Source organism: Xanthomonas campestris pv. campestris str. ATCC 33913 (assembly GCF_000007145.1).
Taxonomy (GTDB): domain Bacteria; phylum Pseudomonadota; class Gammaproteobacteria; order Xanthomonadales; family Xanthomonadaceae; genus Xanthomonas; species Xanthomonas campestris.
Genome location: NC_003902.1, coordinates 3,247,466 through 3,263,219, shown reverse-complemented (window position 1 = coordinate 3,263,219; position 15,754 = coordinate 3,247,466). Strand labels below are relative to the sequence as shown.

Sequence of the window (15,754 nt, the reverse complement as noted above, 5' to 3'; positions counted from 1 at the left end):
GCCGGTGCGTGGAGTGGGCATGGAGCGCGCACCCAGCACCCGACTGTGGTGCCATCACTGTCTGGCTGGCGGCTCGCTACGTGCGGTCAGTCTTGCGAGGCATCCACAGGCGCTGCCGTGATCAATGCAATGCCGCTGCGCGTGCGCTTTGACAGTAGCGGCAGGTTCGCAACCTGGTTGCCGGGCGCCTCGTAGAGCCACAGCACGCAGCACGCGGTATTGGCGCTTTGAAAGCTGCTGCGGAACGCCACCACGCTGGCGCTGTAGCACTCGCTGCCGTGGCGCACGCGAAGATTGGCGACAAAGTCGAACGTGTAATGCCCGGCGTCATGCCATGGCCATTGCGCCTCCAGCTCGGGGTCGCTGCTTTCGGCGGGACTCGGGCAGCGTGCCTCCGGATCAGGCGAACGCTGCCGGCCTTGTGCATCCAGGCGCAGGTGCTGCAACTGGGTGTCTACCGCGGCACGCATCGCCGGGTGTTGCGCCAGCCAGTCGTCCGCCTGCTGTTCCTCTAGCAAGCGCTCGGCAGCATCTTTTCGCGGCGGCGCCAGCGTGTGCTGGTAGCGATAGCGGATCTGCAGTGCCTTGGTTGGGTGGCGTTCGGCGGGCAGCGGCGACAACGGGCGCGAGAGAGTCAGCGTGTCCTGGAAATAGTCGCCGTCGCGGTAGGCCGCGTAGCTGCGTCCGTCGATGCGTAGCCAGTACAGCGCCTGGTCGCCGCCGCGGCCGTTGATGCTGAATCCAGCGTCCGCTTCTCTATCCGCTGGCGTACCTGTGGGCGTGGCGGTGGGGGCGCGGAAGCCATCGGTATGGCCTTGCAGCACCGTGATCTGCGTAAACAAACCAGTGCCGCCGACATAGGCCTCATCCAGCAGGTCGCGTTGGCCGTCCTCGTCCAGGTCGATCAGGGTGTAGTGGTGGCTGCGGTTCTCGGAGATATCGTCTGCTTCGCTGGTGGTGTGCGCGCCGTAGGCCTGCAGCGCGTGCCACTCGGCATCGGTGACGTCGGCCGGCTGCGTGGGCGGCACAGCCTCGGATGGGTCTTCCTCCGGATCCGGGCTTGCGATGTCGAAGCTTTGCCCGTGGGTATCGGCATAGCGCTTCATCACCGTGTCGATCGGCATGGGGTCGCTGGCCGGCACGGCGGCGCTGTCGCGGCGCAACTGGTCCAGCACCTGCGCCAGCGAAAGCGAAAGCGAAAGCCTAGGCACCTTGTGCGCGTCTGCCTGCGGCACTGCCGCGGCGAAGGCAATCAGCAGCCCGGCAATGCCCAGCAAGCGCCGCATGCGAAATGTGCGATGCGGTGTGGTCGCAGCGCTGAGTACAGGCGCCTCGCACGCGGCACGCAAGGTGTCGCTCACGCGCTATGCATCCACGGCGGCGACAGTGCCTGAATGTCCGCAAATACCGGGCAGTCGGCATGGTGCGCGCCGCGCAGGTAGCCCAGGCTCATCAGGAATTCGCCGGTGATTTCGCCGCCAGTGAAACGGAAGGTCTTCTTGAACACTTTCACCCAGGCCGGCTTGTCGAGGGGATGTTGTGCATCCAGCCAGTTGGCAAAGCTGCCGTGCGTTGCGCGCAGGCGCTGGATCACCTGCGCGTTGTGGATGGCGGCCAGCACCTTCAGGCGATTGCGAATGATGCCGGCATCCTGCATCAGCCTGGCAATCTCCGCCTCGCCGTACGCGGCCACGGTGTCCACGTCGAACCCGTCATAGGCACGCTGGAAGTTGCCTCGCTTGCGCAGGATGGTTTCCCAACTCAGGCCGGCCTGGTTGATCTCCAGCACAAGACGTTCGAACAGCTCGCGTTCGTCGCGCTGCGGGAAGCCGTACTCGTGGTCGTGGTAGTGGCCATGCACCGGGTGGCCTGGCGCGATGCTGCAATAACCGCTCATGGGGTCTCCGTTGTCTTGCGCGCATTGGCGGATGGGTTGATGCGCATCGGTTCACCGCCGGGAAACAGCAGGTCAGGCCAACGGCGTGGCTGCGTGGCGAGTTTGCCTTGGCGCACGGCCTCGCGCAGGGCTTCTTGCTGCTGGCTGCGCTGCGGGAAGCTGTTCACTGTGTCCACCCGGTACCAGCCTTGCGCATCGCGGGTGTGCAGCGTGCAGGTGATACCAAACTTCCCTGAAAGATCGCATAGCATGACCTCGTCCTGGCCGTCCTGATCCAGGTCGCGGCGGGTGATCACGCAGTCGGCATCGCGCTGCAGGCAGCTGTCGTTGTGCAAGCTGCCCTGCGCCAGGGTGCTCCACCAGCTTGGGTCCGGGCTGCTGCTGCCTGCGGCGAGCTGCAGGTGTGCCTGCAGCTCGGCCGCGTCGTGCATGCGCGAGCGTCGCAGTGCGTCATCCGACTGCGGTTCCTGCCAACGTTGCGTCCGCCCTAGCAGCAGAGTGAGCTGCCGGCTGCGCTTGGCATCGTTGGCAAAGACGGGGGTGTCCCGCAGCGCTTGCACCGCGTGATAACCACGGCGGCCGTTGGCAAACCGCAGGAATTCCAGATCGTCCTGCAGCAGATCCGGGTTTGCAGTGCCGCCGCGCTGTGCCAACTGCTGCAGCTGGCTGGCCACCACAATCCGATACGGATCCAGCACAGGCGTATTGACCAATAGCAGCAGGGCGATGACCACCCACGACAGCATCTTGTTGCTGCGCGCCAGCGGCGCCAGCCACTGCCCCGGGCGTGGCCGCAGCACTGCAATGGCATATCCCACTGCATAGGCGCTGGCCACCGCGGCCAGCACCACGCCCCAGAAGCGTTCGCCGGTCCAGCCGTACTGGGCAATGCGCACGCCCACCGCGTAAAGCGCCAGGCCTGCATAGAGCGGCAGTGTGAGCAGCCCGGCCTCGACAACGCGCCGCAACCAGCCCGGATACGCCGGCGGTGTCGCGCCATCCTGGTACACCGCATTGGTGAACAGCACCAGCCCGAACACCATGCACAGCAGGATCGTCGCCGCCGCACGGGTCTGCCACAGCGGCTGCAGGCCGGTCAGCGGCAGGGTGAGGATGAACAGCAGCGCGATACTGGCCAGCAAGGGCACCAGGCCGGTGCACAGGGCGAACACGATCTGCCGCATCACCTGCACCGCACGCTGGCGGGTGCGCCCGATCAGGATGCCCAGGCCAGCCATCGTGCCGGTGGCCAGGTAGATGAAGGCATCCTCGCGAAACAGCGTGCGGAAGAGATCGATCTTCACCAATGCGAACAACTCGGCCCATAACGTCAGCACGCCCCAGCACACGCCGACGAACACCAGTGCCAACGCAAGCGTGAGCGTGTTCTGCCAGGCGTGTTCGAACAGCGCGTGATAGCTGGCACGCCAGCTGCCATGGTGCTGACGGAACTGCAGCCAGGGCAGGGCGATCAACAGCGCGGCCGCCACGCTCAGGCCGAACGGGGTCAGCACCTTGTTGCTTTCCAGGCCGGGTGCCCCGGTTGCGCTCCACGCCGCCCAGCCGGCAAGTGCGGCGAACACGGCCGCCACCACGGCCAACTGCTGCCACAGGCGACGGTCGTGCAGGGTCTGCACGCTCAACAGCAGCATGCTGGGAACGGTGAGCACCAGGGTGTACCAGCACACGCGCCCACCCAGCGCAGCGAACGGCGCCACGCCGTGGTCTGCGCCCCATTCGGCCAGATACAGCAGGCCGCCTTGCAGCAGGGCCACCAGCACGATGAACGCGCGGGTCTGGCAGGGCAGGGGCAGATCGTCGGAGGCGGGGTGCAGCGCAGATGTGGGCAGCATCGGCAGTCCATGGCTGAGGCAAGCGCTCAGTATGGCAGCGCCCCAGCGCGGTTCGAAACGAACCGCTAGAATGGCCGCATGTCTGTTTTGCCCACGCCTCTGGCCAACCAACTGCTGATTGCGCTTCCGGCGCTGTCCGACCCTACCTTTTCGCGCAGTGTCGCGCTGATCTGTCAGCACGACGAGAACGGCGCCATGGGTGTGCTGGTCAACCGCCCGTCCGAGTACACCCTGGGCGAAGTGCTGTCGCAGATGGGGATCGACACCAGCGACGAGCGCCTGCGCGAGCAACCAGTGCTTAGCGGCGGGCCGGTGCACCCCGAACGTGGTTTCGTCATTCACGACGACGCGCGCGCATGGGATTCCAGCCTGGAAGTGGGCCAGGGCGTCTACCTGACCACCTCGCGCGACATCCTCGAGGCCATGGCCGCCGGCGACGGCCCGCGCAATGCGCTGGTGGCGCTGGGCTGCGCGGGCTGGGGCGCCGGGCAACTGGAATTCGAGCTCGGCGAAAACAGCTGGCTCACCGCGCCCTCGGACGCCAACGTGCTGTTCGATACCGCGCTGGAAGACCGCTGGCAGACCGCCGCCGGCCGCATCGGCGTGGATCTGTTCCGGCTCACGGATTACTCCGGGCATGCCTGAGGCGGGCGCGATCCGCCCCGACGCGACGGTGCTGGGTTTCGACGTGGGGTCGCGCCGGATCGGCGTGGCCGTGGGAACCGCGCTTGGCGCGGGTGCCCGCGCCGTGGCCGTGATCAACGTGCATGCCAACGGCCCCGATTGGGTGGCGCTGGATCGTGTGCACAAGGAATGGCGCCCCGCCGGCCTGGTGGTCGGCGACCCGCTCACCCTGGACGACAAGGACCAGCCCGCACGCAAGCGCGCGCACGCCTTCGCACGCGAACTGCGCGAGCGCTATGCGCTGCCGGTGGTGCTGATCGATGAGCGCTCGAGCTCGGTTGAGGCTGCGCAGCGCTTTGCGCGCGAGCGGGCCGATGGGCGCAAGCGCCGCCGCGATGCCGACACGCTGGACGCGATGGCCGCGGCGGTGATCGTCGAGCGCTGGTTGTCTGCGCCCGAGCAAGCCACTCTTCTTCCCTGATTCTCCCGACCTGCGATGACCACCATGCAACTCGATTCGGACGGACGCCTGCGCCACCTGCTCACCCTGGAAGGACTGCCGCGCGCCACCTTGCTGCAGCTGCTCGATCGCGCCGGCCAGATCCGCGATGCGGCGGTGGGGCGCGTGGGCAAGCGCAGCGTGCTCGCGGGCACCGCGGTGTGCACGCTGTTCTTCGAACCCTCCACGCGCACCCGCAGTTCGTTCCACCTGGCCGCGCAGCGGCTGGGCGCAGACGTGCTCAATTTCGACGCGTCCACCTCGTCCACCCGCAAGGGCGAAACCGCACGCGATACCTTGAAGAATCTCGAGGCGATGGGCGTGCGCGGCTTCGTGGTGCGTCATCCCGAAGACGGCGCGGTGGAGCGACTGGCCGAAGCTGCCGGCGAGGGTACCGCGCTGATCAATGCCGGCGATGGGCGCAGTGCGCATCCCACTCAGGGCCTGCTGGACATGCTCACCCTGCGTCAGGCCAAGGGCACGGATTTCTCCAAGCTCAAGGTGGTGATCGTCGGTGACGTGAAGCACTCGCGCGTGGCCCGCTCGGACCTGCACGCCTTGCGTACGCTGGGTGCCGGCGAGATCCGCGTGTGCGGCCCGGCCAGCCTGCTGCCCGACGACGACATGCTGGACGGCTGCGTGGTCGGCGAGGACTTCGATGCGATGCTGGAAGGCGCCGATGCGCTGATGATGCTGCGCCTGCAGCGCGAGCGCATGGAAGAAGGCCTGGTGCCATCGCTGGAGCAGTACCACGCCGACTACGGCCTGACCCGCGAGCGCCTGGCACGCGCGGGACGCGACGCGGCAGTGCTGCATCCGGGCCCGATCAATCGCGGCGTGGAGATCACCGACGAGGTGGCCGATGGCGCGCAGTCCTGCGTGCTGCGCCAGGTGGCCAACGGCGTGGCCGTGCGCATGGCGGTCCTGGAAACCCTGCTGGGCTGATGGCCTGCATACGCTGCTGCGATCGCGTAACAGCGCGATCGTAGTGAATGCAAAAAAACCGCTTTCTCACGGGCGTCGCGACAATCATCGCGACGCCCGTTTTGTTTCGTGCTTGGCTGCTTTCCCGCCAGGTAAGCACGCAGCATGGCCAAGCCCAGCATTCGAACTAACTCCATTCGTCTAGCGTGACAACACCCCCGCAACGCCGCACGCTCTTACGATTCCCGATTCCCGATTCCCGATTCCCGATTCCCGATTCCCGATTCCCGATTCCCAATTCCCAATTCCCAATTCCCAATTCCCAATTCCCAATTCCCAATTCCCGATTCCCAATTCCCAATTCCCAATTCCCAATTCCCAATTCCCAATTCCCAATTCCACCTCTCAACGCCATAACACCCGCTCGCCTAAGGTAACGGTCCCTTTCAATCGCAGGAGACCGCAATGGGCATTTCGCGTCACGCCACCGCACACTGGGAAGGCGACCTCAAGACCGGCAAGGGCCAGCTCAGCACTCCGCAGAGCGGGTTGATGGAGAACACCCGGTATGCCTTCAGCAGCCGCTTCGGCGACGAAAAGGGCACCAACCCCGAAGAGTTGATCGCTGCCGCGCATGCCGGCTGCTTCACCATGGCACTGTCCGCGCAGTTGACCGAAGCCGGCTTTCCGCCGACCTCGCTCGATACTCGCGCCGATGTCGATCTGTCGATGGAAGGTGGCCCACAGCTGTCGCAGATCCGGTTGAAGCTCAAGGCCATGGTGCCGGGCATCGATGAAGCCAAGTTCCGCGAGCTGGCCGACACCGCCAAGAAGAATTGCCCGGTGTCCAAGGCGCTGAGCGCTGTGCCGATCAGCCTGGAAACCGAGTTTTCCAGCTGACCGCGGCGCTGGCTGCGTACATCGGCGCAAGGCGTCGATGTACGCAGCTGGCGGCTTGCTGAATAGGGCTTTGAGCAGGCCGTTCGGTTCAGGGCGGTTTCACTGCAGCAAGCCGAGGATCGGCAGCGTGTCCTCCCTGTGAAGCTGCCGCAATGAAAACTCTTCTGCTTGGTGCGCTGGTGATGGGTCTGGCTGTTGCGGGCAACGCGACGGCGCAGCGGTACGACAACGGCTACCGCGACAATGGCCGCGGCGGCTACGAGGATGGGCGCTACGAATACGCCCGCGTGGTGCGCGTGGATCCGATCATCGTCTCGGACGCATACACAGAGCGCACCAGCGAGCGCTGCTACAACCGCACCTCCGACGGGTACTACACCAGCAACGACGGCTACTACCGCAATGACGGTGGTTATGGCGGGGCCAATCCTTCCAACCGTGGGGTTGCCAGCGTGATCGGCGGCATCGCCGGTGCGGTGCTGGGCAGCCAGGTCGGTGGCGGCAATGGGCGCCTGGTCGGCACCGCGGTCGGCACCATGGCCGGCGTTGCCGCGGGGCGCTCGATCTACGAAGCCAATCACCGCTCCTACCAGGGCAATGTCAGCGTCTGCGAGCCGGTGTCCTACCGCCGTGAGCGCGACCGTGTCGACGGCTATGACGTGACCTACGAATACGGCGGCCGGATGTACCACACCCGCAGCGACTACAACCCCGGTGACCGCATCCGCGTGCGCGTGGATGTGCGCCCCGACTGAGTGTCGATGGTGGGCGCTGCATCCGGAGTGCGGATGCAGCGGCGGGTGCATGGCACGTGCGGGTCGTGCAGATGTTTTGGAGTGGTGCCTAGAACAACATCAGGCGGTGTAGGAGCGCGCTTGCGCGCGATGAGGCATTCCCGGTAACGCCCTCGCGCGCGAGCGCGCTCCTACGATGTGGGCTCTTGGTCTTGGCAGTTCGAATAGACAAAACGCTGCGGGAGACCGCAGCGTTTTTTTATCTCGCGCCCGGTGCGCGTTGTACGCGAAGGCTTCAGCGTCAGAGTTGCCGCACTATCCGGCCCTGGTGTTTCTTACGTCCGACGTTCCAATGACCGATCACGGTCAGCTATCCCGTCTCTCGTGCCGGCGATGGGCAAGGGAAGTCCAATCACTCCCAATCCAGCGTGCCGCGAATCACCGTCTGCACCTGTCCACCCGACCAGACCTCGCCGTTGGCATCGATGCGCAGCTCCAGCAGCGCGTCGAAGCCGATTTCGCGGCCCTGGCTGACCACGTAGCGGCCGTCGGTGCCGGGCAAGGCATCCTTGCTATCCAGCCAGGCCGCAAGCACGGCGTTGGCGGCGCCGGAGGCCGCGTCTTCGAAGCGGCGGCCATTGCCGACGAAGGCGCGCACCGCCAGATCGTAGGCGCCGGTTGCCGCTGCACGCGCGTAGGCGAACACGCCCATGCTGCCGGTGGATTCGGCCAATGCCGCAATCGCGTTCCAATCCGGGTCCAGGCTGCGCAAGGCGGCCTCGCTGGCCAGTTCCACCACCCACCAGGTACGTCCGCCGTCCATCAGGGCCGGCGGCAAGGCGCCCAGCGGCCAACCGCGCAGGCTGTCGCTCAGGCGTGGGTCGTCGGACTGCAGCTGTTCGGTGACGCGCGCACGCGGCGTGCGGATGGCGATGCTGCGGTGGCCGGCGATCTGCTCCACGCGCAGCGGCAATTGCCCGGCGATGCCGTCCTGCACCAGCACGCCGTCGCGCGGCGTGGCCAGGCCGGCGTCGAGCACTGCATGCGCGGTGCCGACACTGGGGTGGCCGGCGAACGGCACCTCTTTTTGCGGCGAAAACATGCGCAGGCGATAACTGCTGGCGGCGTCGGGGGCCGGAAACACGAAGGTGGTTTCCGGCAACTTGGTCCAGCGCGCAATGGCCTGCATCGCGGCATCGTCTAGGCCTTCCGCGTCGAGCACCACCGCCAACGGGTTGCCGCTGCCGGGGCGGGCCGAGAACACATCCAGTTGCAGGAATCGACGCGTGGTCATGGGAGCGGGTCCGCGAGCAGGGCGCGGCAGCTTACCAAGCGATGCGGCCTTCGATCACTTGCTGCGTTGCGCCACCGATCCATACATCGCCGGCGGCGTCGACTTCCACCTCCACGCGGCCATCGCGGCCGACCTCGCGGCCCTGGCTGGCGACGTAGCGTCCCTGCCTGCCCGGCAGCCGATCCTCGGCCAGCAGGCGCGCGGCGATGCAGGCATTGGCGCTGCCGGTGACGGGGTCTTCGGGGATGCCGTCGCCCGGGCAGAATGCACGCACCACCAGATCTTCCGCATCGCTGGCCGCGGCGGCGTAGATGGCCAGCCCGACCGCCCCGCTGGCCGCGGTGAGTGCGGCGATGGCGGCCAGGTCGGGCACGGCCGTCCGCACCGCGGCCTCGTCGGCCAGCTCCAGCAACCACCAGCTGGGCCCGTTGTTCCACAGGGCAGGCGCCTGCGCGCTCATGGCGAACGCTCGGGTGACCTGCGCCAGCGCAGCGGCGTGGTGCGTGCCGGTGTCGCTGCACTGCGCGCGCGGCGCGCGCAGACGCACCAGCACCACGTCGTGACGGTCGAATACATCCACCGGCAGCACGCCGGCGGCGCATTGCTGGTACAGCCGGTTGTCCTGGCGGTATCCCACCAGGCCGTGCGTCCTGGCAACCCAGGCAGCGCCCACGCTGGGGTGCCCGGCAAACGGCAGCTCCGCGCGCGGGGTGAAAATGCGGATGTGGTAATCCGCGCCCGGCGCGCTGACCGGCAGGAAAAACACCGTCTCCGACAGGTTCAGCCAGGCGGCAATCTGCTGCATCTGTTGCGCTGACAGTGCGCCGGCATCGACGACGACGCCCAGTGGGTTGCCAGCGCCAGGGCGGTTGGAGAAAACATCCAGTTGCAGGTAGCGAAATGTGCGCATCAGGGCGGCCGTTACGGTGAAAGGACAGTGCGTGCAGACAGCGATGGCTGCAGCCGCGCGGGGTGCATGGGCGCGATGGTGCCTGGCAGCGCGGCTGTGACGCGAGGAGGGGTCATGGCTGGGATATTGGCAGTAGAATCGGAGGTTCCGCCCGGCGTACCGGGCAACTCCCCCCATCCTAAACGCCCACATCTAATGTCAGCTTCCCTTTCTACCGATCGTTGGATCGTCCTCAAGTTCGGCGGCACCTCGGTGTCGCGTCGTCATCGCTGGGACACGATTGGAAAACTGGCGAGCAAACGGGCGAACGAAACCGGCGGCCGCGTGCTGGTGGTGGTGTCTGCGTTGTCGGGCGTCACCAACGAGCTCACTGCCATCGCCGATGGTGCTGCCGACAGCGCGCAGCGCGTGGCGGCACTGGAACTGCGGCATCGCGAATTCCTTGCCGAGCTTGAGCTCGATGCCGACGCAGTGCTGGGCGCGCGGCTTGCCGCGTTGCACGCGTTGGTGGGCGATGCACGCGCTGCCAGCCGCACGCTCGACTGGCAGGCCGAGGTGCTGGGGCAAGGCGAATTGCTGTCTTCCACCATCGGTGCGGCCTATCTGCATGCCAATGGCCTGGACATGGGCTGGCTGGATGCGCGGGAGTGGTTGTCGGCGTTGCCGCCGCAGCCCAACCAGAGCGAGTGGTCCAAGCGCTTGTCGGTGTCGTGCCAGTGGCAATCCGATGCCGCATGGCGGGCGCGTTTCGATGCGCAGCCCACGCGGCTGCTGATCACGCAGGGCTTTATCTCGCGGCACGCCGATGGCGGCACCGCGATCCTGGGCCGTGGCGGCTCGGACACCTCGGCGGCGTATTTCGGTGCATTGCTCGGCGCCAGCCGGGTGGAAATCTGGACCGACGTGCCCGGCATGTTCAGCGCCAACCCGAAGGAAGTGCCGGATGCGCGTCTGCTGACCCGCCTGGACTATTACGAAGCGCAGGAAATCGCCACCACCGGCGCCAAGGTGCTGCATCCGCGCTCGATCAAGCCCTGCCGCGATTCCGGCGTGCCGATGGCGATCCTGGATACCGAACGCCCGGATCTGCCAGGCACCAGCATCGATGGCAGCGCCGAACCAGTACTCGGCGTCAAGGCGATCAGCCGCCGCAACGGCATCGTGCTGGTGTCGATGGAAGGCATCGGCATGTGGCAGCAGGTCGGCTTCCTGGCCGATGTGTTCACGCTGTTCAAGAAGCATGGCTTGTCGGTGGATCTGATCGGCTCGGCCGAAACCAACGTCACCGTCTCGCTGGACCCGTCCGAAAACCTGGTCAACACCGATGTGCTGGCGGCGTTGTCGGCAGACCTGTCGCAGATCTGCAAGGTCAAGATCATCGTGCCGTGCGCGGCGATCACGCTGGTCGGGCGCGGCATGCGCTCGCTGCTGCACAAGCTGTCCGACGTGTGGGCCACGTTCGGTCAGGAGCGCGTGCACATGATTTCGCAGTCGTCCAACGACTTGAACCTGACCTTCGTCATCGACGAATCCGATGCCGACGGCCTGTTGCCGATTTTGCATGCGGAATTGATCGATAGCGGCGCCATGCCGGTCAGCGAAGGTGAGGTGTTTGGCCCACGCTGGCGTGACATCATCGGTTCGGTGCGGCCGCGGCCCACGCCGTGGTGGCATGCCGAGCGCGCGCATCTGCTGACGCTGTCCAAGGCCGGCACGCCGCGTTACGTGTACCACCTGCCCACGGTGCGCGCGCGCGCGCAAGCGCTGGCGCAGATTGCCGCAGTGGATCAGCGCTATTACGCGATCAAGGCCAACTCGCATCCGGCCATCCTGATGGCGCTGGAACAGGCTGGATTCGGCCTGGAATGCGTCTCGCACGGCGAATTGCGCCGCGTGTTCGACACGTTGCCTGAGCTGTCGCCACGCCGCGTGTTGTTCACGCCGAGCTTCGCGCCGCGTAGCGAATACGAGGCCGCGTTTGCGCTGGGCGTAACCGTCACCGTGGACAACGTCGAAGCGCTCAAGCGCTGGCCGGAGTTGTTCCGCGGCCGCAACGTGTGGCTGCGCATCGACCTGGGCCACGGCGATGGCCACCACGAGAAGGTCAACACCGGTGGCAAGGCGTCCAAGTTCGGGCTGTCGTCCACGCGCGTGGATGAGTTCGTCGAGTTGGCACGCACGCTGGAAGTCACCATCACCGGCGTGCATGCGCATCTGGGCAGCGGCGTGGAGACCGGCGAACACTGGCGGATGATGTACGACGAACTGGCCGGCTTCGCGCGCCGCATCGGCACCGTGGAGACCATCGACATCGGCGGTGGGCTGCCGATTCCCTACAGCGCCGAAGACGAGCCGTTCGACCTGGAGCTGTGGGCCAAGGGCCTGGCCGAGGTCAAGGCCGTGCATCCGGGCTTCCGCCTGGCGATCGAGCCTGGCCGTTATCTGGTGGCCGAGGCCGGCGTGTTGCTGGCCCAGGCGACCCAGGTGATCGAAAAGGACGGCGTCCATCGCGTTGGCCTGGATGCCGGCATGAATAGCCTGATCCGCCCGGCGCTGTACGACGCCTGGCACGACATCGAAAACCTCAGCCAGCTCGGTGCGCCTGCCGATGGCAGCTTCGATGTGGTGGGGCCGATCTGCGAATCCTCCGATGTGTTCGGCAAGCGCCGCCGCCTGCCCGCGGCGACCGCACCGGGCAATGTGATGCTGATCGCTGATGCCGGCGCGTATGGGTATTCCATGGCCAGCACCTACAACCAGCGGGAGTTGCCGCGCGAAGAGGTGATCGATGCGGCCGCTGGCTGAGTTCATCGCGCTGAGCACGCTGGCCGGTGGTGTGTCGATGGTGGTGTCCACCGCCATCGACATGGCCGGCCAGGCGATGCCGTGGACCGATAGCCTAAAGTGGGCGCTGCCCGCGCTGGTCGCTGCCGGCGTAGGCGCATGGGGTGCGGCGCGCTGGCAGCGTTGGCGCCAGCGTCGCGCGCCGGCGCAGCATGCCGGCGGCATGGCGTTGCGCACGCTGGTGTTGAACGCACTCAGCTATCCGCCGCTGTTGTTGTTGTATCTGGTGATCGCGTTGGCAGTCACTGGCAGCGCAGAAGTCATTGGCTCGGAGGCACTGCTGCTGGTGTTCCTCATCGGTTGCCTGCCGCTGCTGTGGGCCGCTGTGCCGTTTTCCATCATCGAATATTTCCTGTGCCGGCGTTATCTGCGTCGCGCACGTGTGCCTGCAGGGTGTGTATGAGCGCTTTCGACAAACATCAGGTGTCCACGTTCCGCTTTGTCCGCTGCGCGCTGGATGCGCAGACCGGCGTGGCGACGCTGGTGTATGCCTTCGACCAGGGGCCGGAACTGGTGGAGACCGTGGCGGTGCCCGGTGCACCGTTCGTGCTGGACGCCACGCGTGCGGCGGCCGTGCAACAGGCCTTGCGCTTGCTGCACCTGATCGCCGGTGTCAGCTACTACAAGGCGGCGGTGCCGCCGACTATCCAGATCGAGGACTACGCCATCGATGCGGAGACCGCCGCACTGATGGAAAGCGTTTATTTGCACGGCCTGCGCGAATTCGCTTACCGCAATGGCTTGAACCTGCACGGCAAGATCCACTTCCCGGTGACCGCGCCGGCGGCCGACCAGGCACCGGCCGCAGGGCTGCGCGAGCATGCGCTGGTGGCCATCGGGGGCGGCAAGGATTCGCTGGTCAGTATTGAAGCATTGCGGCAGGCCGGGGTGGATCAGACCGTCAGCTGGATCGGCGGTTCGCAATTGATCCGCGCCTGCGCCGAGCGGACCGGGCTGCCGGTGCTCAATATCGGCCGCGTGCTGGCGCCGGAGTTGTTCGAGCTCAATCGTCAGGGTGCCTGGAACGGGCACATCCCGGTGACGGCGGTGAATTCGGCCATTTTGGTGTTATCGGCGCTGCTCACCGGCGTGGACCAGGTGGTGTTTTCCAACGAGCGTTCGGCCAGCTATGGCAGCGAGATTCCTGGCACCGGCGAGGTCAATCACCAGTGGTCTAAGGGCTGGGCGTTCGAGCAAGCCTTTGGGGAGTACGTGCAGCAGCATGTTGCCGCGGACCTGCGTTATTACTCGCTGCTGCGCCCACTTTCCGAACTTGCGGTGGCACGGCAATTCGCCAAGACCGATCACTACGACGCGCATTTTTCCAGCTGCAACCGCAATTTCCACATCATGGGCGAGCGGCCGGTGCATCGCTGGTGCGGGGTGTGCCCCAAATGCCATTTCGTGTTTCTGGCGTTGGCGCCGTTCATGCCCAAGACGCGCCTGGTCAAGATCTTCGGGCGCAACCTGCTCGACGATGCCGCCCAGGCCGGCGGCTACGATGCGTTGCTGGAATTCCAGGACCACAAGCCGTTCGAATGCGTGGGCGAGGGGCGCGAGTCGCGTGCCGCGATGGCGGTGCTGGCCACCCGTGCGGAATGGAAGGAAGACGCGCTGGTGAAGCGGTTTATCCGCGAGATCCAACCGCAGCTGGAGCAGGACGCACTGCAGCTGCAGCCCCTGATGACCATCGATGGCGAGCACCGCGTTCCTTCGGCGCTGTGGGAGCGCGTGCGTGCGAATTTCGCAGCTTGAGGGCAAGGCGGTTGCGTTGTGGGGATGGGCGCGCGAAGGGCGCGCCGCCTACCGCGCGCTGCGCCAACAGCTGCCTGCGCAGCCGCTGACGGTCTTTTGTAACGCCGAAGAGGCACGCGACGTTGCCGCATTGGCAGACCCCGCGTTGCAGGTGCAGACCGAAGCGAGCGCACAGGCGCTGGCCGCGTTCGAGGTCGTGATCAAGTCACCGGGCATCAGCCCGTACCGTGAGGAGGCACGCGCCGCCGCCGCGCAGGGCGCGCGCTTCATCGGCGGCACCGCGCTGTGGTTTGCCGAACACGCGCAGCCGGACGGCTACGTGCCGGGCGCGATCTGCGTGACCGGCACCAAGGGCAAGAGCACCACCACCGCGCTGCTGGCGCATCTGTTGCGCGCCGACGGCCATCGCACCGCGCTGGTCGGCAATATCGGCCAGCCGTTGCTGGAAGTGCTCTCCCCACAGCCGCCGCCTGCGTACTGGGCGATCGAGCTGTCCAGCTACCAGACCGGTGAGGTGGGGCGCAGTGGCGCACGTCCGGAGTTGGCGCTGGTGCTGAACCTGTTTCCCGAGCATCTGGACTGGCACGGCAGCGAAGCGGCGTATGTGCGCGACAAGCTGGCGCTGGTGACTGACGGCCGCCCGCGCATCGCGCTGCTCAATGCCGCAGACCCGCATCTGGCGCAGCTGCAGCTGCCTGAGAGCGAGGTGCGCTGGTTCAATCATCCCGACGGCTGGCACCTGCGTGGCGACGTGGTCTATCGCGGCCAACAACCGATCTTCGATACCGCCAACGTGCCGCTGCCGGGGGAACACAACCGGCGCAACCTGTGCGCCGTGCTGGCGGCAGTGGAGGCCCTGGGCCTGGATGCGGCGGCACTGGCGCCGGCGGCACTGACCTTTCGTCCGTTGCCCAACCGGCTGCAGTGGCTCGGCAGCGTGGACGGCATCGCATACGTCAACGATTCCATCAGCACCACACCGCATGCCTCGCTGGCGGCCTTGGCCTGCTTCGCGCAGCAGCGCGTGGCGTTGCTGGTGGGTGGGCACGACCGTGGGCTGGACTGGCAGGAATTCGCCGCGCACATGGCGCAGCAGGCGCCGCTGGAAATCGTCACCATGGGCGCCAACGGCCCGCGCATCCATGCGTTGCTGGCACCACTGGCGCAGAGCGCCGGCTTTGGCCTGCATGCCGCCGATGACCTGGCGCATGCGATGCAGCTGGCACGCAGCGCGCTCGGTGCACAGGGCGGGGTGCTGCTGCTGTCGCCCGGCGCGCCCAGCTTTGGCGTGTACAGCGATTACGTGGCGCGTGGCCGCCACTTTGCGCAGCTGGCGGGGTTCGATCCTGCGGCGATCAGTGCGATTCCCGGCCTGGGTGTGCAGTAGCTCCAAGCTGTCTTTCACGTTGCGCGTTTCGGGTTGCAAGCCTTCGGTCTGTTTTGTCGGAATGGATGGCGGGCCGGCTACGCGCTGCGCGCCGTCACCATGCAGGCACCACGCAAACGCCTAGACTCGCTGC

General features: G+C 66.5%; 14 protein-coding genes. 9 read left to right on the top strand and 5 right to left on the bottom strand.

Features of this window, described 5'->3' with window-relative positions; genetic code table 11:
• Positions 1–86: 86 nt before the first annotated feature.
• From XCC_RS14255 to XCC_RS14245, 3 genes are read right to left on the bottom strand one after another with little or no spacing between them, the layout of a single operon-like run.
• Complete coding sequence (locus XCC_RS14255) at positions 87–1,361, bottom strand: hypothetical protein (protein WP_011037881.1); 1,275 nt, start codon at positions 1,359–1,361, stop codon at positions 87–89.
• Positions 1,358–1,897, bottom strand: a complete 540-nt coding sequence (locus tag XCC_RS14250) for a DNA-3-methyladenine glycosylase I (protein WP_011037880.1) — start codon at positions 1,895–1,897, stop codon at positions 1,358–1,360. Before XCC_RS14250 ends, XCC_RS14255 begins: the two co-directional genes overlap by 4 nt.
• Positions 1,894–3,750 (bottom strand): DUF4153 domain-containing protein, encoded by a 1,857-nt coding sequence (locus XCC_RS14245; protein ID WP_011037879.1) that lies wholly within the window; start codon positions 3,748–3,750, stop codon positions 1,894–1,896. The genes XCC_RS14250 and XCC_RS14245 overlap by 4 nt, the downstream gene beginning before the upstream one ends.
• Positions 3,751–3,828: 78 nt before the next feature.
• Between XCC_RS14245 and XCC_RS14240 the strand changes: the two genes are divergently transcribed.
• The 5 genes from XCC_RS14240 to XCC_RS14220 all read left to right on the top strand — a co-directional run bounded on the left by XCC_RS14240 (position 3,829) and on the right by XCC_RS14220 (position 7,452).
• Positions 3,829–4,395 (top strand): YqgE/AlgH family protein, encoded by a 567-nt coding sequence (locus XCC_RS14240; protein ID WP_011037878.1) that lies wholly within the window; start codon positions 3,829–3,831, stop codon positions 4,393–4,395.
• Positions 4,388–4,855, top strand: coding sequence for a Holliday junction resolvase RuvX (gene ruvX, locus XCC_RS14235; RefSeq protein ID WP_011037877.1), 468 nt, complete (start codon positions 4,388–4,390; stop codon positions 4,853–4,855). Before XCC_RS14240 ends, ruvX begins: the two co-directional genes overlap by 8 nt.
• A 15-nt stretch (positions 4,856–4,870) precedes the next feature.
• The gene (locus XCC_RS14230; protein WP_011037876.1) at positions 4,871–5,818 is read left to right on the top strand and encodes an aspartate carbamoyltransferase catalytic subunit; all 948 of its coding nucleotides are present in this window, start codon (positions 4,871–4,873) and stop codon (positions 5,816–5,818) included.
• Between the two features lie 444 nt (positions 5,819–6,262).
• On the top strand, positions 6,263–6,697 hold the full coding sequence (locus tag XCC_RS14225) for an OsmC family protein (RefSeq protein ID WP_011037875.1): 435 nt from the start codon (positions 6,263–6,265) through the stop codon (positions 6,695–6,697).
• A 152-nt stretch (positions 6,698–6,849) separates the two neighbouring features.
• Positions 6,850–7,452, top strand: a complete 603-nt coding sequence (locus tag XCC_RS14220; RefSeq protein ID WP_040940945.1) for a glycine zipper 2TM domain-containing protein — start codon at positions 6,850–6,852, stop codon at positions 7,450–7,452.
• 391 nt (positions 7,453–7,843) lie between these two features.
• Here XCC_RS14220 and XCC_RS14215 read toward each other — a convergent pair whose 3' ends face one another.
• Positions 7,844–8,725 carry a PhzF family phenazine biosynthesis protein gene (locus XCC_RS14215; protein ID WP_011037873.1) on the bottom strand — a complete coding sequence of 294 codons (882 nt, stop codon included), beginning with the start codon at positions 8,723–8,725 and terminating at the stop codon, positions 7,844–7,846.
• A gap of 31 nt (positions 8,726–8,756) precedes the next feature.
• The gene (locus tag XCC_RS14210; RefSeq protein WP_011037872.1) at positions 8,757–9,635 is read right to left on the bottom strand and encodes a PhzF family phenazine biosynthesis protein; all 879 of its coding nucleotides are present in this window, start codon (positions 9,633–9,635) and stop codon (positions 8,757–8,759) included.
• 195 nt (positions 9,636–9,830) lie between these two features.
• Here XCC_RS14210 and XCC_RS14205 point away from each other — a divergent pair, with 195 nt between their 5' ends.
• The 4 genes from XCC_RS14205 to murD are packed head-to-tail and all read left to right on the top strand — an operon-like array spanning position 9,831 to position 15,621.
• Complete coding sequence (locus XCC_RS14205) at positions 9,831–12,440, top strand: bifunctional aspartate kinase/diaminopimelate decarboxylase (protein ID WP_011037871.1); 2,610 nt, start codon at positions 9,831–9,833, stop codon at positions 12,438–12,440.
• Positions 12,424–12,882, top strand: a complete 459-nt coding sequence (locus XCC_RS14200; protein ID WP_011037870.1) for a hypothetical protein — start codon at positions 12,424–12,426, stop codon at positions 12,880–12,882. The genes XCC_RS14205 and XCC_RS14200 overlap by 17 nt, the downstream gene beginning before the upstream one ends.
• Complete coding sequence (murL, locus tag XCC_RS14195) at positions 12,879–14,234, top strand: UDP-N-acetyl-alpha-D-muramoyl-L-alanyl-L-glutamate epimerase (RefSeq protein WP_011037869.1); 1,356 nt, start codon at positions 12,879–12,881, stop codon at positions 14,232–14,234. Before XCC_RS14200 ends, murL begins: the two co-directional genes overlap by 4 nt.
• The gene (murD, locus tag XCC_RS14190) at positions 14,215–15,621 is read left to right on the top strand and encodes a UDP-N-acetylmuramoyl-L-alanine--D-glutamate ligase (RefSeq protein ID WP_011037868.1); all 1,407 of its coding nucleotides are present in this window, start codon (positions 14,215–14,217) and stop codon (positions 15,619–15,621) included. The genes murL and murD overlap by 20 nt, the downstream gene beginning before the upstream one ends.
• Positions 15,622–15,754 lie beyond the last annotated feature (133 nt).